The sequence below is a fragment of the Mycobacterium sp. Root135 genome (assembly GCF_001426545.1).
GTDB lineage: Bacteria > Actinomycetota > Actinomycetes > Mycobacteriales > Mycobacteriaceae > Mycobacterium.
Genome location: NZ_LMEZ01000008.1, coordinates 55,256 through 76,762, shown reverse-complemented (window position 1 = coordinate 76,762; position 21,507 = coordinate 55,256). Strand labels below are relative to the sequence as shown.

Here is a 21,507-nt window from a genome sequence, read left to right as displayed (position 1 = left end):
CTTCGACGATTCATTGTGAGACGTGGTGGACGGCATGGCGGTGACGCCACTCCGCGATGACGATGACGGTGACGACGGAGACCAGGCACCAAACCGGCGCGACGAGGGGCACGGTGGCGAGTGTCAGCCCACCGCAGGCGGCGCCGGCGACCGCGGCGACCAGCGCTGTCACCCCCGCGGCGTCGGCCCGCGACGGCTTCGACAGCATGCGGTTGGCGATCAACCCGGTCAGCGTGCCGGTCAGGTACGTGGTGGCCAGGGTGACGCCGAGACCACGCACCGCGGCCCCCTGCAGACCCATGCTCGCCGCTGCCGTTGCCAGCAGCGCCATTTGGATGCCGCCCACGGCATCGCCTCCGGTGAGGGCCCAGCCCACGGCCAGCACGCACTGCAGTGCCAGTTGGACGGCCAGGGCGGCGGTGACTCGGCGGGGCCACACCGGGTGGTCCGGCTCACGGGGTCCGGTGACCGCGCTGCCGACGGCGACGCCGACCACGTAACTGAGGACGGCGACGACGGTGTGGACGATCGTGGCGACGTCGGCGCGGGCCAGACCGAGCCCCATCAGCGCCAGGTTTCCCGTCATCACGCTGGCGAACACGCCGCCGAGTCGAGCCAGGACGAGCACGTCGAGGACGCCCGTGCCGAAGGTCAGCACCGCGGCGACGACGACCGCCATGCGTTGATCCCGATGCATGGCTCAAGTCTGGGTCACCGAACCGAGGATGTCGTCCCTGGTGGCGTCACCGCGCGATGGGGGCTATCCGGTAGCGCGCACCCGCTGGGCGGCCAACCGCACGGGGGCGTTGTCGGTGCCATAGCCGTCGTAATTACCTACGCGCTGGACGAATTCGAAGAACACCGACCCGACGGTGCGGGTGTAGAAGTGCACGAACGTGCCGTCGGGGCTGCGGTCGTAGAGCAGGTCGAGCTCGCGCAGTTCGGCGACCGTGTCGGCGTCGACGCCGAATCGGCCCGCCACGTAGTCGTAGTAGTTGTCCGGCACGGCCAGGAAGCGCATACCCCGTGCCCTGGCCGCGCGGGCGACGGCGACGACGTCGGTGCAGGCGAACGCGACGTGCTGCGGCATGTCGGCCGTCTCGAGCACCTGCGGTGCGACGTTGAGCGGCAAGCGAATCGAGCCGTCGGCGGTGCGCATGACCTGGCTGCGCACCAGCCCGCTCGGCCCCGCGACTTCGGTGGGTGCGTCGGCGGCGAGGCCGAACACACTGGTCAGGAAGAGCACGGCCTCGTCGGAGGTCTGCCACGGCACGGCGAGGTTGACGTGGTCGACCTGCCGAAGCAGCCCGTCGGACGCCGGCGGGAGTCCGTTCTCGAACTCGGCGACCCATGGCGGCGGAGCGCCGGCCGGCGGCGCGGTGACCCAGAAGAATTCGGTGCCGTCGGGCGCGACCGCCCCGCCGAGCGCTTGTTCGGCGGCGTAGGTCCTCCGGTAGGCCGCCGGTGCCATCAGGTCGGTGGCGCGGCGCGAGGTGGCGTCGGCGTCGGGTACCTGAAGGCCGATCGCGGCGACGTGGGGAGCGAGATCGCGGGCTTGGTGCTCGTTGAGCACGATGCGGACGTCGCCGGAGGTCCACAGCGACACCGGCTTGGTGCGGTGCCGACCGCTCGGCACGAAACCCAGTTGTTCGAGCAGGATTTCGACGTCGCTGGTGTCCTCGGCCTTGAGCTCGACGAAGTCGAAGCCGACGGGCGGCTTGGCGTCGGCAACCGGGGTCAGGCTCGCGCCACGCCCCACCCCGGGAAGGTCGGCGACCTTGTCCTGCAACCACACCAGCGAGCGCAGGGCGTGCACGGCGGTCCTGTCTGGGTCGGTCTGCCGGAAGGTGTCGTTGAAGACCTCCAGCGACAGGGGTCCGTCGAAACCCGTCTTCAGAACGTGGGCGACGAACGTCGCGAGGTCGAAGTCGCCTTCGCCGGGGAACAGCCGGTGGTGCCTGCTCCACGACAGCACGTCCATGGACAGCGCGGGGGCGTCGGCGAGTTGGAGGTAGAAGATCTTGTCGGCGGGGATGTCCTCGATGGCGGCCGGGTCGTGCCCGCGGGAGAGCACGTGAAAGCTGTCGAGGCAGACCCCGACCGACGGGTGGTCGGCCAGTTCGACGATGCGCCAGGCTCGCCGGTAGTCGTCGACGAAGCGTCCCCAGGCCAGCGCCTCGAAGGCGACCTTGACGTCATACCGGGCGGCGACGTCGCCGAGTCGGCGCAGCTGTTCCGCGGAGTGCTCGACGGAGTCGACCGTCGCGGTCGCCACGTTGCTGCAGACCAGGACGGTGCCGATGCCCAGGCGCTGGGCGGTGGCGAAGGTGGCCCCGGCGCGGCGCAGGTTCTCGACGAAGGTGGCTTCGTCGACGCCTTCGATGTCGCGCAGCGGCTGATACAGGTCAAGGGACAACCCCAGCCGACGGGCCAGGCCGCGGATCTCCTCGGGGCTGTGGTCGCTGGCGATCAGGTCGGGCTCGAAGATCTCGACACCGTCGAAACCCGCGCCGGCGCAGGCGTGCAATTTTTCGACAAGGGACCCGCTAATCGACACGGTGGCGATGGACGTCTTCATGGGTGTGCCTCCAATCACACTTTAATGTACTAAACAGTTCATACATTCGGAAGGGTGAAGGCGAAGGACGTCGCCGACGGCGCAGTAAGCTGCCGATCGTGACCGTCCCCGAGCCGAAGCGGGAACTGCAGCGCGACGCCGAGCGAACCCGCGCCGAGGTACTCGCCGTCGCCACCGAGGTCTTCTCCGAGTCGGGCTACTCCGGCGCCCGGGTGGACGAGATCGCGCAGCGCACCCGCACCACCAAGCGGATGATCTACTACTACTTCGGCGGCAAGGAAGGCCTCTATCTGGCCGTTCTGGAGAACGCCTACCGCGGCATCCGCGAAGCCGAACAGAAGCTGCAGGTCGACCACGTCGACCCGGTGGTGGCGATGCGCCGCCTGGCCGAGCTCACGTTCGACCACCACCTCGACCATCAGGCCTTCATCAGGCTGGTCTCCATCGAGAACATCCACCGCGGCGAATTCATCGGCCGGATCGACTCGTTGCGCACCATTTCCAGGCCGGCCACGTCGTTACTCGAGGAGATCCTCGCGCGGGGCCGCGACCAGGGCGCCTTCCGCGACGACGTCGACGCACTCGACGTCCACATCGTGATCAGCTCCTACTGCGTCTTCCAGGTAGCCAACAAGCACACGTTCGGCTTCCTCTTCGGCGTCGACTTCACCGAGCTGACGCAGCGCGCGCACATGCGCAGGATGATCGGCGACGTCGTCGTCGGCTGGCTCACCACCCGCTGACGCGAGACCCCGCTCACGAATCGAGGGTTGACGAGACCCACACCACACTGCTCTACTTCTTGTACGTACCAGTTAGTACATTAGAGAGCGGTGCACCGTGGCGGTCCAGCCAGCAACCAGACCCTTCCTCGTCGGGCTCGTCGGCGTCGGCGTCGGCCCATCCCTCACCCCGGCGTTGCACATGGCCGAGGCCAAGGCGCACGGCCTCGACTACCTCTACCGCACCGTCGACCTGCACGACATCGGCGTCGCTCCCGAGCAAATCGGCGAGGTGCTGAGCTGGGCCCGAGCCCTCGGCTTCAACGCTCTCAACGTCACCCATCCGTGCAAGCAGCTCGTCATTCCCCACCTCGACGACGTCGACGCCGCGGCCGCCACCCTCGGGGCGGTCAACACCGTCGTCTTCGACGGCACCCGGACCGTCGGCTACAACACCGACGCGCCCGGCTTCGCCACCGGCTTCGCCGAGGGACTGCCCGACGCCGCAACCGGTGACGTCGTCCAACTCGGCGCGGGCGGTGCGGGCACGGCCGTCGGACACGCCCTGCTCGACCTCGGGGCCGGCCACCTCACGGTCGTCGACGTCGACGTCGACCGCGCCACGGCGCTGGCGCGCGAATTGTCCGCCCGGCATCCCGAGGCTCGGGTCGACGCGGCGGACTTCGACAAGCTGGCGGTGCTGCTCCCGCACGCCGACGGCGTCGTCCACTGCACGCCCACCGGCATGGCAGACCACCCCGGGCTGCCGTTCGACGAGGGCCTCCTGCACTCGGGGCTCTGGGTCGCCGACATCGTCTACCGGCCGCTGGACACTGCGCTTCTCAGCGCCGCCCGCCGCGTCGGCTGCCGCACGCTCGACGGCGGACACATGGCCGTACACCAGGCCACCACCGCCTTCGAACTCATCACCGGCATCACCCCGGACGCCGCAAGGATGTCGCGGCACTTCCGAAGTCTCGTTTCGTGATTCACCCCCAAAGATCGTCAAACGCAGGGAACCTAGGAGGATTCCAATGACCGCAATCCACCAGAACACACCCGGCGGTACGCCGCCGGGTGGACCGGCGCGCACTCCGAAGCGGGCCGCCCTGGCCAGCTTCATGGGCAGCGCCGTGGAGTACTACGACTTCTTCCTCTTCGGTCAGGCCGCGGCGCTGATCTTCCCGAGAGTGTTCTTCCCCGAGGGCGGTGGACAGGCCGCTCTGCTGATGTCGTTCGCCACCTTCGGCGTCGCCTACTTCGCCCGCCCCGTCGGCGCGTTCGTGCTCGGCCACTTCGGCGACCGCATCGGCCGCCAGAAGGTGCTGATGTTCACCATCGTGCTGATGGGCGTCTCCACGTTCGCGATCGGCTGCCTGCCCACCTACGGCACGGCCGGCTACCTCGGGCTCAGCCTCCTCGTGCTCTGCCGTCTGCTGCAAGGCTTCTCGGCCGCGGGCGAGCAGGCCGGAGCCAGCTCGCTGACCCTCGAGCACGCCCCCGACGACAAGCGCGCGTTCTACACGTCGTGGACGTTGACCGGAACCCAGGGCGGCCTCATCCTCGCGTCGCTGGTGCTGATCCCGTTCGTCTCACTGTCCGACGAGGACGAGCTGTCCTGGGGCTGGCGAGTTCCGTTCTGGCTCAGCGCGGTCGTCGTCCTGGTGGCCTACTTCATCCGCCGCAAGCTGCACGAGACGCCGGAATTCGAAGAGGCCAAGGCCGCGGGCGACCTCGCCAAGATGCCACTGAAGCCGCTGGTGAAGGACCACTGGCGCGACGTGCTGCGAGTCTTCTTCTGCGCCTTCATCGCTGCCGTCTCGACGGTCTTCGGCACCCTGGCCATCGCCTACGGCAAGAAGGTCGGGCTGCCCGCCGACATCACCCTGTGGTTGGTGGTCGTGGCCAACGTCGTCGCGCTCGGCACCCAACCGCTGTTCGGCATGCTCGCCGACAAGATCGGCCGCAAGCCCGTATTCGTCTACGGCGCTTTGTCTTCCGCGGCTCTGATGCCCTTCTACATGCTCTCGATGAGCAACGCCGACCACACCCTGACCTTCGTGCTCGCCATCGCGACGTTCGCGTTCGGCTACGGCGCGGCCAACGCCGTGTGGCCGTCGTTCTACAACGAGATGTTCAGCACCAAGGTGCGCTTCTCCGGCGTGGCGATCGGCACCCAGCTCGGCTTCCTGGTGGCCGGCTTCGCGCCGACCATCGTCACCGCGCTCGGCGGCATCCGCGAAGGCGGCTGGGTCGTCATCGGCGCCTTCACCGCCGTCGTCTGCGTCATCGCGGCGGCATCGGCCCTGACCGCCCGCGAGACCAAGTCCGTGCCGACCCCGCTGCTGGGCGTCAACCCAGACGCGGCGGCGCGCAAACTGGTCAACCAGTAGAACGGAAGGGTGAACGCAATGTCCAGTGCGGCAACCAGTTCGGATCGTGCGGCGACCAGCCAGGCCGAGGTGAGCGCAGAGATCGAGGCGATCGAGTCCGCGTATCAGCGGGCCGGGGTCGAGGAGACCCAACCACGCCTGAACTATGCGCCGTACCGCAGCAGCGTGCTACGGCACCCCACCAAGGACCTGCACCACGCCGACCCCGAGGGCGTGGAACTCTGGACGCCGTGCTTCGGGCCGCGCGACGTCGGCACCCTGGAGGCCGATCTGACCATCGGGCAGGGCGGGGAGCCGATCGGCGAGCGGATGGTGGTCACCGGGCGCGTCGTCGACGGCGACGGCCGCCCGGTGCGCCGCCAGCTGGTCGAGATTTGGCAGGCCAACGCCGCGGGCCGCTACATCCATCAACGCGACCAACACCCCGCCCCGATCGACCCGAACTTCACCGGGACCGGGCGCTGCCTGACCGACGACGACGGGAACTACCGGTTCACCACCATCAAACCCGGACCGTACCCGTGGAAGAACCACCGAAATGCGTGGCGCCCGGCGCACATTCACTTCTCGCTGTTCGGCACCGAGTTCACCCAGCGGATGATCACCCAGATGTACTTCCCCGGCGATCCGCTGTTCGCGCTGGACCCGATCTACCAGGCGATCACCGACCGCAAGGCCCGCGACCGACTTGTCGCCGCCTACGACCACGACGTCACCACCCACGAGTGGGCCACGGGGTACCGCTGGGACATCGTGCTGACCGGCCCGACCCGCACCCCCATCCAGACCACTGCGGACACCCCGGAGGACGAGCACTGATGAGCACCCTGCTGACCGCCACGCCCGGCCAGACCGTCGGCCCGTTCTTCGGCTACGCCCTGCCCTTCGACCGCGGAGCCGACCTCGTGCCGCCCGGCTCCCCGGGTGCGATCCGGTTCCACGGTGTGGTCACCGACGGCGACGGCACCCCGGTTCCCGACGCGCTGTTGGAGATCTGGCAGGCCGACGCCGACGGCACCGTGCCCACCGCGACAGGGGCCCTACGCCGGGACGGGTGGACGTTCACCGGCTGGGGCCGCGCCGCCACCGACGACGAGGGCTACTACTCCTTCTCGACGGTGCCACCCGGTGCGGTCAATCCTGCTGCGGCACCGTTCATCCTGGTGACGATCTTCGCCAGGGGCCTGCTGAATCGGCTGTTCACCCGGGCGTACCTGCCCGGGGACCATCTGGCCGCCGACCCGCTGCTGGCCTCGCTGCCCGCCGACCGGCGCGACACCCTCATCGCCACCCCGGATCAGACCGGGCTGCGGTTCGACGTCAGCCTGCAAGGACCCGACGAGACGGTGTTCCTGCGCTACCCCGGCCACCGGGCGTGACCGACCTGTTCTGGCCCGGGGACCACCTCGCCGGCGACGCCATGAGCGACGCCGCCTTCCTGCGCGCCATGATCGCCGTCGAGCAGGCCTGGCTCGACGGCCTCGTCGACGCCAGGATCGCCCCTGCCGCAGCCGCATTCACCGTGCCCGTCGAGGTGGACGCCGAGCAGATCGCCCGCGCTGCCGACGCCGACGGCAACCCCGCCTCCGCGCTGGTCGCCCTGCTGCGCGAACGCACCCCCGAACCAACGTCACGGTGGCTGCACCGCGGGCTCACCAGCCAGGACGTCGTCGACACCGCGCTCATGCTGTGCCTACGTGACGTGCTGGACCGCTTGACCGACGAGGTCGCCACCCAGGTCGGCGCCTTGGTCACGCTGACCGAAACACACCGGCGCAGACCGATGCTGGCCCGCACCCTGACCCAGGCCGCACTGCCCAGCACCGTCGGGGCAAAGACAGCCGTCTGGCTGAACGGGCTGCTCGACGCGGCCGGTCCGCTCGCCGCCCTACGGGAGGGCCTGCCCGCCCAGCTGGGCGGGGCCGTCGGGACCCTGGCCGCGGTCGTCGAGTTGGCCGGCTCCGTCGACGGCGCGCTCGAGCTGACCGAGGGGGTCGCCGGGCGGCTCGGGTTGGCGGCCGTACCGCCGTGGCACACGACCCGGGCGCCCCTGACCCGCGTCGGGGACGCCCTGGCCGGGCTGTGCGACGCGTGGGGGCATGTCGCCGCCGACGTCGCCACCGCAAGCCGTACCGAGATCGGCGAATTCGCCGAGGGCAGCGGCGGTGGCTCGTCGACCATGCCGCACAAGAACAACCCGGTCCGCTCGGTGCTGATCCGCCGCGCCGCCCTGACCGCCGGTCCGCTGGCCGGCACGCTGCACACCGCCGCCGCGGTCAGCGTCGACGAACGCGCCGACGGCGGCTGGCACGCCGAGTGGGCCACCATCGCGACCCTGGCGCGGCGCACCGTGGTCGCCGCCGTCCACACCACCGAGCTGGTCACCGGCCTGCGGGTCCATCCCGACCGGGCCGCGGCCAATCTCGCCGCCGCGGGCGACCTCGGCGCCGAGCAGCGTACGATGGCGAAAATCGTTGACCGGCAACCCAACTCAACCTACCTCGGAGTGACCGACCGACTCGTCGACGCCACACTGGACCGCGCCGCCGACTACCTGAAGGATGCGCCATGACCGTGCCCCGCCTCGTCGGCACCGACGTCGGCGGCCCAACCGACGCCCCCGTCCTGCTGCTCGGGCCGTCACTGGGCACCTCCGCCGACACGTTGTGGGCACCAGCCGCCCGCCACCTGAGGACCCACCTGCGCGTCGTCGCCTGGGACCTCCCCGGCCACGGCCGCAGCCCCGCCGCCGAACCGTTCACCGTCGCCGACCTCGCCGCGGCCGTGCTGGAGTTGGCCGACCGGCTCGGCGCCGACACGTTCCACTACGCGGGCGACTCCGTCGGCGGCGCCGTCGGACTGCAACTGCTGCTGGACGCGCCGCACCGGGTCACCTCAGCCACGGTGCTGTGCAGCGGCGCGAAGATCGGCACCGCCGACGGCTGGCACGACCGCGCAGCCACCGTCCGCGCCGGCGGGACGGCCGCGGTGCTGGCCGGCTCGGCCGAGCGCTGGTTCGGACCCGGGTTCGTCGACCGCCAGCCCGACCGGGCCGCCGCCCTGCTCGCCGCCCTGCGCGACGCCGACGCCGAGAGCTACGCCCAGACGTGTGAGGCCCTGGCCGCCTTCGACGTCACCGACCGGCTCGCCGATATCGAGGCACCCGTCCTCGCCGTCGCCGGCTCCCACGACGTCCCGACACCACCGGAGTCGTTGCAGCGCATCGCCTCCGGAGTGCGCAACGGCCGGCTGGTGGTGCTCGACGGAGTCGGGCACCTGGCGCCCGCCGAGTCCCCTGCGGCGGTGGCCGACCTGATCGCCGCGCACTGTGGCGTCGACTCCACCCGCCCCGAGACCACCGCCGGGGTGCACGACGCGGGCATGGCCGTCCGCCGCGCGGTACTCGGGGACGCCCACGTCGACCGCGCAGTCGCCGCCACCACCGACTTCACCGCGGACTTTCAGCAGATGATCACCGAGTACGCCTGGGGTACCATCTGGACCCGCCCCGGCCTCGACCGACGCAGTCGCTCCATGATCACCCTGACCGCGCTCGTCGCCAGGGGACACCACGAGGAGCTGGCGATGCACGTGCGTGCCGCCCGCCGCAACGGCCTGACCGAGGACGAGATCAAGGAACTGCTCATGCAGACCGCGATCTACTGCGGGGTGCCCGACGCCAACACGGCGTTCCGGATCGCGTCGGCCGTGCTCGCGGAACCCTGACCTACGTCACTCGGTGAAGACGGGGATGGGGCGCTCCGCGCGCAGCATCACCACGGGAATGTGCCGCGTCGTCGACGTCTGGTAGCCAAGGTAGGGCGGATACAGGTGCGTCATGTACGCCCACACCTGGTGGCGCTCCTCGTATTCGGGCTCGCGCCAGGTGGCTTCGAACGCCTGCGTGGCGATCTGCACGCCGATCGTCTCGCTCTCGCGGATGTTGAGGTACCACTCGGGATCGGTGTCGGCGCCGCCCTTGGACGCGACGATCACGATCTCGCCGCCGACGTTGCCGTAGATGAGCGGCCGGACGTACGGCGTGCCGGACTTGCGCCCGACCACCTTGATCAAACAGTGGGTCGTGATGGCATGGCCGCCGGCGGAGCTCAGGTCCAGGATGTGGCCCTCCGCGCCGCCCGAGGCGAGGTACGCCTTGAGGTGCTCGTCCATGAAGCTCATGGGTAGATCCCTTCCGACTCGATCTAACCCGCCTCGGCCGAGCGCGGCAACGCCCGGATGGCGGTCCGGATGGCCAAGTAGATCAGGGTCGAGGTGACGATCCAGATGGGCCACCCCATCACGACGCGCGCCGCGGCCAGCAGCTCGGCCTGATCGGTCTCGTAGAGGTAGTACTGCACGCCGAATCGCGCCCAGGACGCGACCGCCATCATGACGGTGACCAGGTCGAAGGCGCGGCGGACGCGGCGCACCCGCCGCCAGGTGCCGTCCCGACCGGTGATCCACGCCCAGCCGACGCCGATGAGCGGTCGGCGGACGAGCACCGACACCGTGAACACCGTCCCCAGCAGGACGTACGTCACGATGCCCGGCAGGTAGAAGTCCTTGGCCCGGCCGGTCACGAAGGCCGCGCCCGCGCCGACCGCGACGGCGGCGAAGCCGAACAGCGCGGGCCGGACGGATTCCCGTCGGATCAGCTGCCAGACCATGATCAGGGCAGCGATGCCCAGCGCGATCCCCAACGCCCACTGCAGCGACACCACGACGTTGACCGCGCCGAAGGCCGTGACCGGAAGCGAGGTGTAGATCAAGCCCCGGATGCCGCCAGCCCGCACGAGCAGCGAGCTCAGGGGCGTCGGGGCATCCACTTCGCCGAGGGTACTGACTCCCCCTAGACTCCTCGGGTGCCCGCCATCCCCGTCATCGCGTTGACCGGGTACCTCGGTGCCGGCAAGACGAGCCTGCTCAACCACGTCCTCCGCGCGCCAGGTGCGCGAATCGGCGTCGTCATCAACGACTTCGGTGACGTCAACGTCGACGCCGCCCTGGTATCGGGCCAGGTCGACGAACCCGTGTCCATCGCCGGCGGCTGCGTCTGCTGCCTCGACGACGACAACGGGCTGGACGAGGCGCTGGAGAAGCTGTCCGACCCCCGGCTGGCGTTGGACGCCATCGTGGTCGAGGCCAGCGGCTTGGCCGATCCGGTCGCGGTGTCGCGGCTCATCCGGTTCAGCGGCGTCGAGCGGGTGCGGCCTGGCGGTGTCGTCGACGTCATCGACGCCGTCACGCACTTCGACGTCGTCGACCGCGGTGGCGGTCCGCTCGCCAGGTACGGGGCGGCGTCGCTGATCGTGGTGAACAAGCTCGACCAGCTCCCCGAGGACACCAGGGACGCCACGGTGGCCCGCATCGAAGCGCGTATCCGCGAGCGCAATCCGGATGCGCACGTGGTCGGGGCGGTCGGCGCCAGGATCGACCCGTCCCTGCTGTACGACGTGAGCGACGACGACGGCTCGGGTCAGCTGTCGATCCGCGACCTCCTCGTCGACGCGCACGCCGACCAGCCAGAGCACGTGCACGCCGCCTCGGTCACCGCGACCGGCGACGGCTGCGTCGACCCCGGCGTGCTGCTGGACCTCCTCGAGGCGCCGCCCGCGGGCGTCTATCGGCTCAAGGGCACCGTCGCCGTCCGCTCACGCGAACGGGTGCGTAGCTACGTCGTCAACGTGGTCGGGTCGTCCGTCCACGTCGCGACGGCACCGCCGAAGGCCCGCACCAACTGCCTGGTCGCCATCGGCACCCACTTCGACGTCGACGAGGTACGCACCCGGGTCGACGCCGCGTTGCGTCCACACGACGGCACCGTGTCCGCGGTGAGCATGCGACGGCTCCAGCGGTATCGGCGGCTCAGCTTCTAGCGGCGCCAAAATCTTTGCGGTCGTGCACTTTCGGTCACCGGTTGCGGCTTCAGCCGGCACAGTACGCCGAAGTGGTCGGAAGGGAACACCCTCGGCAGCGCGCTGGAGATCGGCTCCGTCCCCAGCAATTCGACGTCGGTCGCCGCCCAACCGCGACCCTTCAGGAGCACCCGGTCGAACCGGACGTGGCGTTGCTTGTTCTTGCTGTCGAGCCGCATGAGGTTGATCGTCGTGTCCTCCGTGAAGCCGTGCTCGTCCGGTCGCAGCATCGGCCAGACGTCGCGGTACGGCTCGCCGATGCGCCCGTTCTCGGAGTCGCGCATGTTGAAATCGCCGAGCACGACGGCATTCTCGGTTCGGCGAAGGGATCGGAAGATCTGGCCCAGCTGGCGCGATCGCAACCGTGCGGCCGCCTTTCCACTCTCGAGATGCAGTGCGACGACCGTCAGGGGCTGACCGCCGGTCTCGAGTTCCGCGGTCATGAAGCCACGGGCGAGATTGGTGGGAAGCGGCGTGTAGGTGACGTTCGCGATCGGCAATCGGGACAGCATCAGCATGCCGTAGTTGCCGAGGCTGCCACCGGTGACCTCGGCCCGCCGGTACCGCACCCGGACCCACGGCTCGGCGAGGAATACCGCCAACGCGGCCGGGGTGACCTCTTGAAAAACCATGACGTCCGGCATCTTTCGGGCCAGAACGTCGGCAATCGCGCGGAAGCGCGCCTCGGCGTGAAAGTCGTTGAACCAGACGTTGAACGTCGCCACCACCAGCTCGTCGCGGACCACCGGCGCGGCGCCACCGCCGTCGACCCACCGCTTCGACGCCACGTCGAACGAGGCAACGGGCACCCTCCGGCGTCGTGACCTCACGCTCGGCGCAGCGTCAGCACCGTGATCTCGCTCGATGCGAAGATTCGGAACGGCGGCCCCCAGAACCCGGTGCCGCGACCGGCGTAGAGCTGGGTGCGTTCGCCGTGGCGGCTCAGCCCGTGGACGACGGGTTGATCGAGCCGGACGAAGAAGTTGAACGGCCAGATCTGGCCGCCGTGGGTGTGCCCGGAGATCTGCAGGTCCACCCCCGCCGCGACGGCCGCCGGGATCTGTTTGGGCTGATGCGCCAGCAGAAGGACGGGCAGATTCGGGTCCGTCCCCGCCAGCGCAGCCGACAGGTCGGCCCCGTGACCGGCCACTCCGGAACCCGCGGCGGTCGCGTCGTCGACTCCTGCGACCACCAACCGGTCACCGCCGCGCTCGACCACGACGTGTCTGTTGTGCAGGACGTCCCAGCCGATGCCTGCCATGTAGTCGAGCCATCCCAGCGCCTCGCCGTAATACTCGTGGTTGCCGGTCACATAGACGCGAGCGAGGCTGGCGCGCATCGCCTTCAGCGGGGCGGCCTGCGGCTCACGCATCGCGACGGTGCCGTCGGCGATGTCGCCGACGTGGCAGACGAGGTCCGCGTCGAGCTCGTTGACGCGCTCGGTCACACCCGTCGACCACGTGCTCCGGTCGATGGGCCCGTAGTGGGTGTCGGTGACCATGACCACCCGCAGGCCGTCGAGCCCAGCGCCGAGCCGCGGGACGACGACGTCGAGCGACCTGACGCGCGGCACGCGCATCGCCTCGTAGTGACCCCAGGCGAGGACGGCCAGCGTCAGTGCGACGACGGTGATTGCGACGACGCGCGACCTCGTCGGGTCGTCGACCCCGACAGCGGCCAACGCGACCCGCAGCACCAGGGCCAACACCGAACAGGTGAACAGCACCCACACCGCCCCGAGGAGGGTGTCGGCGGTGACCGCCATCCAATCGGGGCGGCGGCCGCCGTGCCCGATGATCATCAGGGCGGGCAGCGCGACGAAGGCCGCCACGAACACCGCCGTGCCGACGAGCACGACGGCCGTCGGCCAGCGGGTCTGCGCCGCCAGCAGCGTCCACCACGGCACCGCGAGCAGGATCAGCGAGATGACGAAGGGGACCAGGCCCAGCCACCACCTACGCCGTTGGCGAGCGTGCGGCTCGGTCTGGGTCGACTGGTGGTCTGACATGGCGGAGCGCCTCGATCCGGGTCGGGGAGATTACCGCCGAGGCTACCCACACCGCCGCGTGTCGACCCCTTAGCGGACGACGACCACCTCGTCGGGGGCGTCGGGATCCTTCTCGATCGCGATGACGAAGTCGTCGCCGTGCTCGACGACACCGGCGATGACCGCGTCGTCGATCGCCTCGGCGGCGTAGCGCTGACGGATCATCATGGGATCGGTGCGGAGGTCCTTGACCAGGGCAACCGCCAAGCCCACCATCACCAACACGAACGGCAGCGCCGCCAGGATCGTCAACGACTGCAGCCCGGTCAGGGCGTCGTCACCGCCGACCAGCAGCATGACCGCCGCGACGGCTCCCGTTGCGGCGCCCCAGAACACGACCGTGCCGCGGGACGGCTCGATGGTCCCGCGTTCGGACAGCGAACCCATCACGATCGAGGCCGCGTCGGCGCCCGAGACGAAGAAGATGGCGACCAACACGATCACCACGATGCTGGCGACCGTCGCGAACGGGAACTGGTCAAGCAGCGTGAACAGCTGGCCTTCGGTGGTGCCCTCGCCGGCGAGGTCGACGCCGCTCTGCTGGATGCTGATCGCCGCGCCCCCGAAGATGGCGAACCAGATCAGCGACACCACGCTGGGAACCAGCAGCACACCGGTCACGAACTGACGGATGGTGCGGCCGCGGGAGATTCGCGCGATGAACATGCCGACGAACGGCGTCCAGGACAGCCACCACGCCCAGTAGAACACCGTCCAGCTCTGCAACCAGGTGTCCACCGCGGGTCCCTCGGCGCCGCTGCGCGCCGACATCATCGCCATGTCCTGCAGGTAGCTGCCCAGCGACGTCGGGATCACGTTGAGGATGAAGACCGTTGGGCCGACGATGAATACGAACACCGCGAGGCTCAGGGCGAGAACCATGTTGATGTTGGAGAGCCACTGAATGCCCTTGGCGACGCCAGACACCGCGGAGAAGATGAAGGCGACGGTGAGGACGGCGATGATGATGACCAGCACCGCGTTGCCCGTAGCACTGATACCGGCGACGATGTTGAGTCCACTGCGAATCTGCAACGCGCCCAAGCCAAGTGACGCGGCCGAGCCGAACAGCGTCGCGAAGATCGCGAGCATGTCGATGACCTTGCCGAGCGGTCCGTTGGCCTTGTCACCGATCAGGGGGGCGAAGGCGGCGCTGATGAGCTGCAGGCGGCCCTTGCGGTACACGCCGTAGGCGATGGCGAGACCGACGACGGCGTAGATGGCCCATGGGTGGAGGGTCCAGTGGAACAACGTGGTGGCCATCGCGGTCTGCATGGCTTCGGGATTTCCGGCTTCACCGGTGCCCGGCGGGGGCGTGACGAGGTGCGACAGCGGCTCGGCGACACCGTAGAACATCAGTCCGATGCCCATGCCTGCGCTGAACATCATCGCGATCCACGAGATCGTCTTGAACTCGGGCTCCTCGTCGTCACGGCCGAGCGGAATGGCACCAAACCTGCTGACGGCCAACCACAGCACGAACAGCACGAACGCCGACGACGTCACGACGAACAGCCATCCGGTGTTCTCCATCGTCCAGGTCAGCGCCGAGCCGGACACGCTCTTCAGCGACGGCGTGCTGAGGAACCCCCACACCAGGAAGCCCAACGCGATGACGGCGGTGACGCCGAACACCACCCAGTCGACGCCCCGGCTGCGGGCCTGTTCCTTCTCGTCGACTGGAACGTCGAGCGCGGGGTGCGGGATCACGCCACCGCGACCGGTTTGCAGCACGGACACCACACGGCGTCGTTTGCGGTGTTCGTCCGGCTGGTCGGATCGTTCAATGTCGGTTTTCGCGTCAGTCGTCACGTGAGCTGCCTTCGGTTAACGGTTCGCGAACGGGTCACGAACACACAACTCCCTCACAGGTGGTCAGTCAACCGCAGGAGATTCGACGACGGCGTCAACGCGGCCGGGATCAGGCGTCGTGGTCCAGCGAGAGATGTTCGTGGACGCCAAGCCAACGGCCGTCCGCACCACGCCGGAAGACGATCGTCTCCCGTTCGCGTTGCTCGTCGTCGACTCCGGCCAGGCGGGTCCGCACCGAATGTGTGAAGACCACCACATCGTCGGTGAGGACGTCCACGCGGGGGTTCAGCGACGCGCAGGACAGCACCCGGAACCCGTCGCGCTCCCAGCCCGCCCAGGCTGCCTCGTAGGCCGCCCGCGACGGCAGGATCTCCGGCTCGGCGTGGAACAGGAACGTCGCCTCGGGGGCAAACCCGGCGAAGTAGCGCTCGGTGTCGTGCCCGCCGAATGCCGCGACGACGTCGAGTGCCGCCTGCATGACCGCGGCGGACAGCTCATCGGAGTTCGGCACTCAAGCAGCCTAGTCGTCCGGCTTCCCCGTCACCCCCCCCGGCGAGCAGTCACAAATGTGCACGACACGCCGCAGATTCACGCAGGTTTGCGACTGCTCGCGGGGGTCTTAACGGACGACCTTCACCAACCCCATCGTCGGGTCGGACGCGCTGATCGGATTCCCGCCGTCGCGCAACGCCGTCAGCAATGCGAGAACCTCACCGTCGAGCCGCTCCCCCGGCATCACCAACGGAATTCCGGGTGGGTACGGCGTGATGGCCTCGGCGGCGATCCGGCCGGCGGCCTCCGCCAGCCGCACCGACTCCGCACCGGCGAAGAACGCCTCCCGCGGGGTGAGCACCGGCTCCGGCCGCACGGCCAGCACGTCGGCGACCATCCCGTGGCTCGCTTCCGGCCGCGTTCCGGCACGCCGGGCCACCTCGTCGAAACCGGCGACCAGACGGTCCATGTCCGCCTCGGTATTGCCAATCGTGCTGATGCACAGGACATGTCCGGTGCCGCTCAGCTCCGGCTGGACGCCGTGCACCGCGTTGAGCCGGGCGACCACGTCGCGCGCGTCCATGTCCAGGGTCGACGTCCCGACGAGCAGCTTCGTCTCGTCGAGCTGGTGCAGCCCGGTGCCGGGACCTGCAAGGTGATCCGGCCGCAGCACCGTCAACCCAGGGATGGCGGCCAACCGGTCCGCGGTGCGGCGGGCGCGATCCAGTGTCGCCTCGAGCATTTCTCGGCCGTCGGTCATCATTTGGCGCCGGGCGAGGTCGATCGACGCCATGATCGCGAAGTGCGGGCTGGTGGTCTGGATCAGCTGAAGGGCGCGGCGCACCGTCGCCGGGTCGAGCTGCGTCGGGTCGACGTGCAGCACGGCGGCCTGGCTCAGCCCGGACAGAATCTTGTGCACCGACTGGACGGTGGCCGACGCCCCGGACCGCTCGCCGGGAGTGGGAAGGTCGGGGTGGAAGGCGAAGTGTGGCGAATGCGCGCCGTCGACGAGGAGTTTCGCGTCGTGGCGGCGGCACAGCTCGGCCAATGCGGCGATGTCACCGGTAGTGCCGTAGTACGTCGGGTGCAACACCCACAGCGCCGTGGCGGCCGACTCGGCGAAGGCCCGCTCGACGACGTCGGCGTCGAGACCGTGTGCGACGCCATATCTTTCGTCCCACCGGGGTTCAAGCCAGACGGGCTTGGCCCCGACCTGGACCAGACCCGCGAGCACCGACTTGTGGGCGTTGCGCGCCACCAGCACTGGCTCGCCTGGACTCAGCGCCGACAGCGCGACGGCGATGTTTCCGCTCGTCGACCCCTGCACCAGGATGAAGCTCTTGCCGACGCCCCACGCATCGGCGACGAGCTCCTCGGCCTCGGCGATCGGCCCTTCGGGGCAGTGCAGCGTGTCGGTGTCGGGCAGATTGTTCAGGTCGACGTCGGCCAGGTGGTCGCGGAACCACGGGTCGAGGGTGCGGCCGCCCTTATGGCCGGGGCTGTAGAACGGCGCCTGGTCACGCTCGACGAACGCCCTCAGCGAGTCGAACAGCGGAGCGGTGTCATGCTTCAAAGTCCGTACACCCGTTGCGCATTGGCCACGCCGATGAGGTTGACGACGTGAATGGCGTCGTCGTCGGTGCAGTCCCCGGCACGGACCCATTCGCCGAGCACCACGCCCATGGCGCGACGCCAGAGCACCGATCCGAGGACGTGCAGTTCGGGTGGCCCAAACGCATCCGACGAGTACAGCTGCTTGGCGAAGGGCGCCGTTTCCATGGCCTCGGCGACCAGCCCCGTCGACCGCACCCCGAGGTAGTTGACCGCCAGGCCGACGTCGAAGTTGACGTGGTCGAACGCCTGGGCCAAGTAACCGGCCTGGCGCTGAAAGGGGTAGCAGTGCAACAGCAATACCGGGACGGGCGTCATCGTGCGGAGCAGGGGCAGTAGCAGCATCGGGTCGCTGCGGTGCAGGTCCATGTCCCGATCGCCGAAGCCGACGTGAACCTGAATCGGCAGCCCGTGCGCGGCGGCCTCGTGCACGCCGAATGCAATCAGAAGGGCGTCGTCGACGCGGAGCGGCCGGGAGCCGGCGAGGAAGTCCCTGGCGTGCGCGACGACGTCGGCGTCCGACGGGCGGGTCCAGTCCACGTCGAACCCGACGCGGTAGGCGGCAATGGTCTTGGTGCCGACCACCCCTGGGTCGTCGACCGCGGCCCGCAGCGCGGCCCGGAAGGCGTCGGGGAAGTCCTCGGCCGACGTGCCGGCCTCGAGCAGGTCTTCGGCGAGTCGCTCCAACCGCAGGATCTCCGAGGACGGCACGCCGCTGAGTTCGGTGAGTCGCTCGGGCGTGGTGATGAGGTCGCCCTTGAACCCGGTGTCGACGACCCAGCGCCCGACGCGCGCCGCGGGCAGCATGATCCGCGAGAGGTCGTCCGCTGAGAACTCGCTGCGTCGCGCCCAGTAATCCTCGGCGCTGGCCAGCGGCTCGAGTCCCAGCAGCGGCGCGCACCAACGCCGGATGGAAAGTCCGAGCGGCGAGTCGAATTGAGTCATGAAGCTCGGGACGGGATCGGTGGACCCCTCGTTGATCGAGGCCTCGAAGTCGGCCCGGTCAACGTCTTGGCTGAACGTGCCGTGCACGTGATGGTCGACCAGCTCGACGGTCTGCAGGTGCGCGGCCAGGGGCTCCGGCACGTCGCCGCGTACCCCTTCGAAGACGTCCGGCAATTCACCAGCCTGCATATCGAGCCACCTCCTCGGCGTTGACGCGTCCTGCGGCTGCATCGGCGATGGCCGCGCCCAGGATCTCGACCGCCCGGCCAGCCTCGGCTTCGGTGAGCACCAGCGGTGGCGTGATCTCCAGGACGTTGCCGCCGACGTAGTAGACGACCGCACCCAACTCCCACGCACGGTAGACCACCTGCGCGGCCAGCCGGGGGGCACGCTCCCCGGTGCCGGGGTCGACGAGCTCGAGACCGATCGCCAGACCACGGCCACGGACGTCGCCGATGTGATCGGCGCCCGGTGAGCCGGCCAGCGCCCGCAGCCCGTCGGCGAGCAGACCGCCGACCGTGGCCGCCCGCTCTGGCAGGTTGTCTCCGACGACGGTGGCCAGCACCGCGCGGCCCGCCGCGGTGCACACCGGGTTGCCCGCCGTGGTGAGAAGTGCTGCCGCAGGCGGGTTGTCGAGTATCTCTGCCGGTCCCACCGCGGCCGAAAGGGGTAGTCCGCCGCCGAGCACCTTGCCGAACGTGACGATCTCCGGCTCGATCCCGTCGTGAGTGAAGGCGTGCAGCGTGCCGGGCCTGCCGAGACCCATCTTCACCTCGTCGCAGATCATCGGCACACGAAAACGTCGGCACAGCTCGTGCAGCCGGGCCAGGAATCCGCCGGGTGGTACGACGAGGCCGCCGTCGGACAGGATCGGCTCGACGATCAGGCAGGCAATGGTGTCGCTGCTCAGGTGTTCCTCGGCCCGCGCCAGGCAGGCCGTGACGTCGGCCTCCACCCCGTCGGGTCCGGGCCGAAAGGGGTTGGGGTAGGACAGGAACACCGCATCCGGGTCGGCGGGCGCGCCCGCGTCCACGTGCACGCCGGAGACGCCCATCGCGACCCCGACCCCACCGTGATAGCTGTGCTCGAAGGCGATGACGGTGCGCTTGCCGCTCGCGTGCCGGCAGGCCCGCAGCGCGACGTCGTTGGCGTCGGAGCCGGCGTGCCCCAGGTAGACCCGCCGCTCTCCGCTGCCGGGCACCAGCGCCAAGAGGTCCTCGGCCAAACCCACCGAGTCCGGGTGAACCGCCGAGAGGCCGCCGGACCCCGGCGCGCTCCGGATCGCGCGGCTGACCGCCTCGACGACGGCCGGGTGCCCGTGCCCGAGCCCGCTCGCCGTCCACGTCGCCGACAGGTCGAGCAGCTCGCGACCGTCGGGGGTCACCAACGTCGAACCGTGGCCCGACACCACCTCCAACGGGAAGAACCGAAGCTTCTCGATTCCCGCGACGGCAGCCTCGTCGCGGGCGTAGAGCGAGCTCATTCCTTGGTGGCCAGCTCGGCGCTCAGCGACGCCCCGACCCGTTTGGCGATTCCGGATGCGGCCAGCGCGATCACCAAACCGACTGCACACCAGTACAGTCCGAGCAGGGGCGCGGCGGTCCACTCCGTCGCATCCTTCACGTTAAACCACAGGATGACGGCGATCACCACCGCGCCGAGCAACGGAAGCGCAAGACCGAGCACCTTGCCGCCGCCACCGTGTATGCGGACGAACTTGGGTGCGCCGACGAACCACGCGGCGGCGAGTTCCACCAGCAAGTAGCAGACCATGAGGCACACCGAGCCCGCGACGGCGAACAGGAAGTACGTGTCGATGGCGGGGTTGCCGGTGCCCATGTCCGGCCAGCGGAAGGCGCCGCAGAGCAGGTCGACCACCAGCGCGACGCCGACCACCAGCCAGGTGGCGAAGCGGGGACCGCCGGTGCCCTCGTGAATCTGGGCCAACGCCTTGGGGCCGAAGCCGTCCCGACCGAACGCGTACAGCATCCGGCCGGACGTCGCGGACGTCGCAAGGTGACACCCGAACGCCGCCACGGTGGCGGTGAAGATGATGAGCAAGCTGAACCACTGCCCGACGTACGTGCTACCCAAGTCCCCCAACGTGTTTCCAGAACTTTGGAATGCCTCGAGACCCGCGGCGTCGGTGCCGAATCCGACCACCTGGGCGAACATCACGACCACGAAGAGCACACCGGTGAGGAGCAACGTCCCCGCCAGCGCCCGTGGGATGTTGCGCCCGGGATCGTCGGTTTCCTCCCCCATCGAGGCGCAGGCCTCGAAACCCGCCCACGACAGGAACGCGGCCACCACGCCGCTGATCACCGCGGAGCTGGAGACTCCGTCGAAGGTGAAGACGCTGAAGTCGATCCCCGTCGTCGGCGCTCCGCCCTTGGCGAAGATCACCACCACCAGGGCCACCATCGACACGATGCCGATGCCCTCGATCACGAGCAGGATCTTGGCGAGCAGCCGAATGTCACGGCCGGACAACAGGAATGAGATGGCGGCGCCAACCACGACCACGAGCAGCCACGGCACCTGGTAGGGGTCCGGGTTGGACGGTTGCAGCTGCGCGATGAACGCGTTGGTGAACGCCGCGGTCAACGCCAGGGTGCCGATGGAGAACCCGACGTAGGCGCCGAGCATGGCGAAGCCGGAGAAGAACCCGGCGCGCGGCCCAATGGTCCCGCCGACCAAGCCGTACGCCGAGCCGGCGTGGTTGAGGTGCCTGGTGAGGCGGACGAAGCTGTACCCGACCAGCGACACCCCGATGAGTCCGATGAGGAACACCAGGGGGATGGCCTTGCCCACCGTGGCGATCAGACCCTGACCGTTGCCGGACATGGCAAGTGTCGGCCCGACCAGGGCGACGGACATGGCCAGCGCCACCCAGAACGGGAGGCGGCGCTGCGGAAGCTGACCGGTTTCCTCCGATGGACTGGCCGGTGACGTACTCGTGCTCATCGATGTCTCCTCGGTTGCTGGG

The 21,507-nt window shown here is 69.4% G+C and carries 20 protein-coding genes; 8 read left to right on the top strand and 12 right to left on the bottom strand.

Annotated elements, in window-relative coordinates; genetic code table 11:
• Positions 1 to 10: 10 nt before the first annotated feature.
• On the bottom strand, positions 11 to 697 hold the full coding sequence (locus ASD37_RS24195) for a YoaK family protein (RefSeq protein ID WP_056557711.1): 687 nt from the start codon (positions 695 to 697) through the stop codon (positions 11 to 13).
• A 63-nt stretch (positions 698 to 760) separates the two neighbouring features.
• Entirely contained in the window at positions 761 to 2,578 is a 1,818-nt protein-coding gene (locus ASD37_RS24190; protein ID WP_056557709.1) for a bifunctional sugar phosphate isomerase/epimerase/4-hydroxyphenylpyruvate dioxygenase family protein, read from the bottom strand.
• 95 nt (positions 2,579 to 2,673) lie between these two features.
• Here ASD37_RS24190 and ASD37_RS24185 point away from each other — a divergent pair, with 95 nt between their 5' ends.
• From ASD37_RS24185 to pcaC, 7 genes are all read left to right on the top strand, one after another.
• Positions 2,674 to 3,321 (top strand): TetR/AcrR family transcriptional regulator, encoded by a 648-nt coding sequence (locus ASD37_RS24185; protein ID WP_200959997.1) that lies wholly within the window; start codon positions 2,674 to 2,676, stop codon positions 3,319 to 3,321.
• 97 nt (positions 3,322 to 3,418) lie between these two features.
• Positions 3,419 to 4,288 carry a shikimate dehydrogenase gene (locus ASD37_RS24180; RefSeq protein WP_056557705.1) on the top strand — a complete coding sequence of 290 codons (870 nt, stop codon included), beginning with the start codon at positions 3,419 to 3,421 and terminating at the stop codon, positions 4,286 to 4,288.
• A 46-nt stretch (positions 4,289 to 4,334) separates the two neighbouring features.
• A complete protein-coding gene (locus tag ASD37_RS24175) occupies positions 4,335 to 5,693 on the top strand; it encodes an MFS transporter (RefSeq protein ID WP_056557703.1) in 1,359 nt (452 codons plus the stop codon).
• A gap of 18 nt (positions 5,694 to 5,711) precedes the next feature.
• The gene (gene pcaH, locus ASD37_RS24170) at positions 5,712 to 6,512 is read left to right on the top strand and encodes a protocatechuate 3,4-dioxygenase subunit beta (protein ID WP_056557700.1); all 801 of its coding nucleotides are present in this window, start codon (positions 5,712 to 5,714) and stop codon (positions 6,510 to 6,512) included.
• Positions 6,512 to 7,072, top strand: coding sequence for a protocatechuate 3,4-dioxygenase subunit alpha (gene pcaG, locus ASD37_RS24165; RefSeq protein WP_056557698.1), 561 nt, complete (start codon positions 6,512 to 6,514; stop codon positions 7,070 to 7,072). Before pcaH ends, pcaG begins: the two co-directional genes overlap by 1 nt.
• Positions 7,069 to 8,265: a lyase family protein gene (locus tag ASD37_RS24160; protein WP_056557696.1), complete on the top strand. Its 1,197-nt coding sequence runs from the start codon at positions 7,069 to 7,071 to the stop codon at positions 8,263 to 8,265. The genes pcaG and ASD37_RS24160 overlap by 4 nt, the downstream gene beginning before the upstream one ends.
• On the top strand, positions 8,262 to 9,419 hold the full coding sequence (pcaC, locus tag ASD37_RS24155; protein WP_056557694.1) for a 4-carboxymuconolactone decarboxylase: 1,158 nt from the start codon (positions 8,262 to 8,264) through the stop codon (positions 9,417 to 9,419). Before ASD37_RS24160 ends, pcaC begins: the two co-directional genes overlap by 4 nt.
• 6 nt (positions 9,420 to 9,425) lie before the next feature.
• Here pcaC and ASD37_RS24150 read toward each other — a convergent pair whose 3' ends face one another.
• Positions 9,426 to 9,875, bottom strand: a complete 450-nt coding sequence (locus ASD37_RS24150; protein ID WP_056557691.1) for a nitroreductase/quinone reductase family protein — start codon at positions 9,873 to 9,875, stop codon at positions 9,426 to 9,428.
• Between the two features lie 23 nt (positions 9,876 to 9,898).
• Complete coding sequence (locus tag ASD37_RS24145) at positions 9,899 to 10,522, bottom strand: DUF3159 domain-containing protein (protein ID WP_056557690.1); 624 nt, start codon at positions 10,520 to 10,522, stop codon at positions 9,899 to 9,901.
• Positions 10,523 to 10,558: 36 nt separating this feature from the next.
• On the opposite strand from ASD37_RS24145, the gene ASD37_RS24140 reads away from it, so the two are divergent.
• Positions 10,559 to 11,572, top strand: coding sequence for a GTP-binding protein (locus ASD37_RS24140; RefSeq protein WP_056557688.1), 1,014 nt, complete (start codon positions 10,559 to 10,561; stop codon positions 11,570 to 11,572).
• Here ASD37_RS24140 and ASD37_RS24135 read toward each other — a convergent pair.
• The 8 genes from ASD37_RS24135 to ASD37_RS24100 all read right to left on the bottom strand — a co-directional run bounded on the left by ASD37_RS24135 (position 11,569) and on the right by ASD37_RS24100 (position 21,485).
• Entirely contained in the window at positions 11,569 to 12,420 is an 852-nt protein-coding gene (locus ASD37_RS24135; RefSeq protein ID WP_082570392.1) for an endonuclease/exonuclease/phosphatase family protein, read from the bottom strand. The genes ASD37_RS24140 and ASD37_RS24135 overlap by 4 nt on opposite strands.
• Positions 12,421 to 12,437: 17 nt before the next feature.
• A complete protein-coding gene (locus ASD37_RS24130; protein ID WP_056557685.1) occupies positions 12,438 to 13,619 on the bottom strand; it encodes a metallophosphoesterase in 1,182 nt (393 codons plus the stop codon).
• A gap of 69 nt (positions 13,620 to 13,688) precedes the next feature.
• Positions 13,689 to 15,401, bottom strand: coding sequence for a BCCT family transporter (locus ASD37_RS24125; protein ID WP_056557683.1), 1,713 nt, complete (start codon positions 15,399 to 15,401; stop codon positions 13,689 to 13,691).
• A 178-nt stretch (positions 15,402 to 15,579) separates the two neighbouring features.
• Positions 15,580 to 15,981: a nuclear transport factor 2 family protein gene (locus ASD37_RS24120; RefSeq protein ID WP_235568534.1), complete on the bottom strand. Its 402-nt coding sequence runs from the start codon at positions 15,979 to 15,981 to the stop codon at positions 15,580 to 15,582.
• A 108-nt stretch (positions 15,982 to 16,089) separates the two neighbouring features.
• Entirely contained in the window at positions 16,090 to 17,535 is a 1,446-nt protein-coding gene (locus ASD37_RS32615; RefSeq protein ID WP_056557681.1) for an aminotransferase class I/II-fold pyridoxal phosphate-dependent enzyme, read from the bottom strand.
• On the bottom strand, positions 17,532 to 18,707 hold the full coding sequence (locus ASD37_RS24110) for an amidohydrolase family protein (RefSeq protein ID WP_056557679.1): 1,176 nt from the start codon (positions 18,705 to 18,707) through the stop codon (positions 17,532 to 17,534). The genes ASD37_RS32615 and ASD37_RS24110 overlap by 4 nt, the downstream gene beginning before the upstream one ends.
• Positions 18,694 to 20,001, bottom strand: coding sequence for an aspartate aminotransferase family protein (locus ASD37_RS24105; protein WP_056557677.1), 1,308 nt, complete (start codon positions 19,999 to 20,001; stop codon positions 18,694 to 18,696). The genes ASD37_RS24110 and ASD37_RS24105 overlap by 14 nt, the downstream gene beginning before the upstream one ends.
• Positions 19,998 to 21,485, bottom strand: a complete 1,488-nt coding sequence (locus tag ASD37_RS24100) for an APC family permease (RefSeq protein ID WP_056557675.1) — start codon at positions 21,483 to 21,485, stop codon at positions 19,998 to 20,000. Before ASD37_RS24100 ends, ASD37_RS24105 begins: the two co-directional genes overlap by 4 nt.
• Positions 21,486 to 21,507 lie beyond the last annotated feature (22 nt).

What these genes read in the sequence shown, in the direction of transcription:
- ASD37_RS24195 (WP_056557711.1), bottom strand. Translation starts at nt 697, where the DNA reads ATGCATCGGGATCAACGCATGGCGGTCGTCGTCGCCGCGGTGCTGACC.
- ASD37_RS24190 (WP_056557709.1), bottom strand. Translation starts at nt 2,578, where the DNA reads ATGAAGACGTCCATCGCCACCGTGTCGATTAGCGGGTCCCTTGTCGAA.
- ASD37_RS24175 (WP_056557703.1), top strand. Translation starts at nt 4,335, where the DNA reads ATGACCGCAATCCACCAGAACACACCCGGCGGTACGCCGCCGGGTGGA.
- pcaH (WP_056557700.1), top strand. Translation starts at nt 5,712, where the DNA reads ATGTCCAGTGCGGCAACCAGTTCGGATCGTGCGGCGACCAGCCAGGCC.
- pcaG (WP_056557698.1), top strand. Translation starts at nt 6,512, where the DNA reads ATGAGCACCCTGCTGACCGCCACGCCCGGCCAGACCGTCGGCCCGTTC.
- pcaC (WP_056557694.1), top strand. Translation starts at nt 8,262, where the DNA reads ATGACCGTGCCCCGCCTCGTCGGCACCGACGTCGGCGGCCCAACCGAC.
- ASD37_RS24150 (WP_056557691.1), bottom strand. Translation starts at nt 9,875, where the DNA reads ATGAGCTTCATGGACGAGCACCTCAAGGCGTACCTCGCCTCGGGCGGC.
- ASD37_RS24130 (WP_056557685.1), bottom strand. Translation starts at nt 13,619, where the DNA reads ATGTCAGACCACCAGTCGACCCAGACCGAGCCGCACGCTCGCCAACGG.
- ASD37_RS24110 (WP_056557679.1), bottom strand. Translation starts at nt 18,707, where the DNA reads ATGCAGGCTGGTGAATTGCCGGACGTCTTCGAAGGGGTACGCGGCGAC.
- ASD37_RS24105 (WP_056557677.1), bottom strand. Translation starts at nt 20,001, where the DNA reads ATGAGCTCGCTCTACGCCCGCGACGAGGCTGCCGTCGCGGGAATCGAG.
- ASD37_RS24100 (WP_056557675.1), bottom strand. Translation starts at nt 21,485, where the DNA reads ATGAGCACGAGTACGTCACCGGCCAGTCCATCGGAGGAAACCGGTCAG.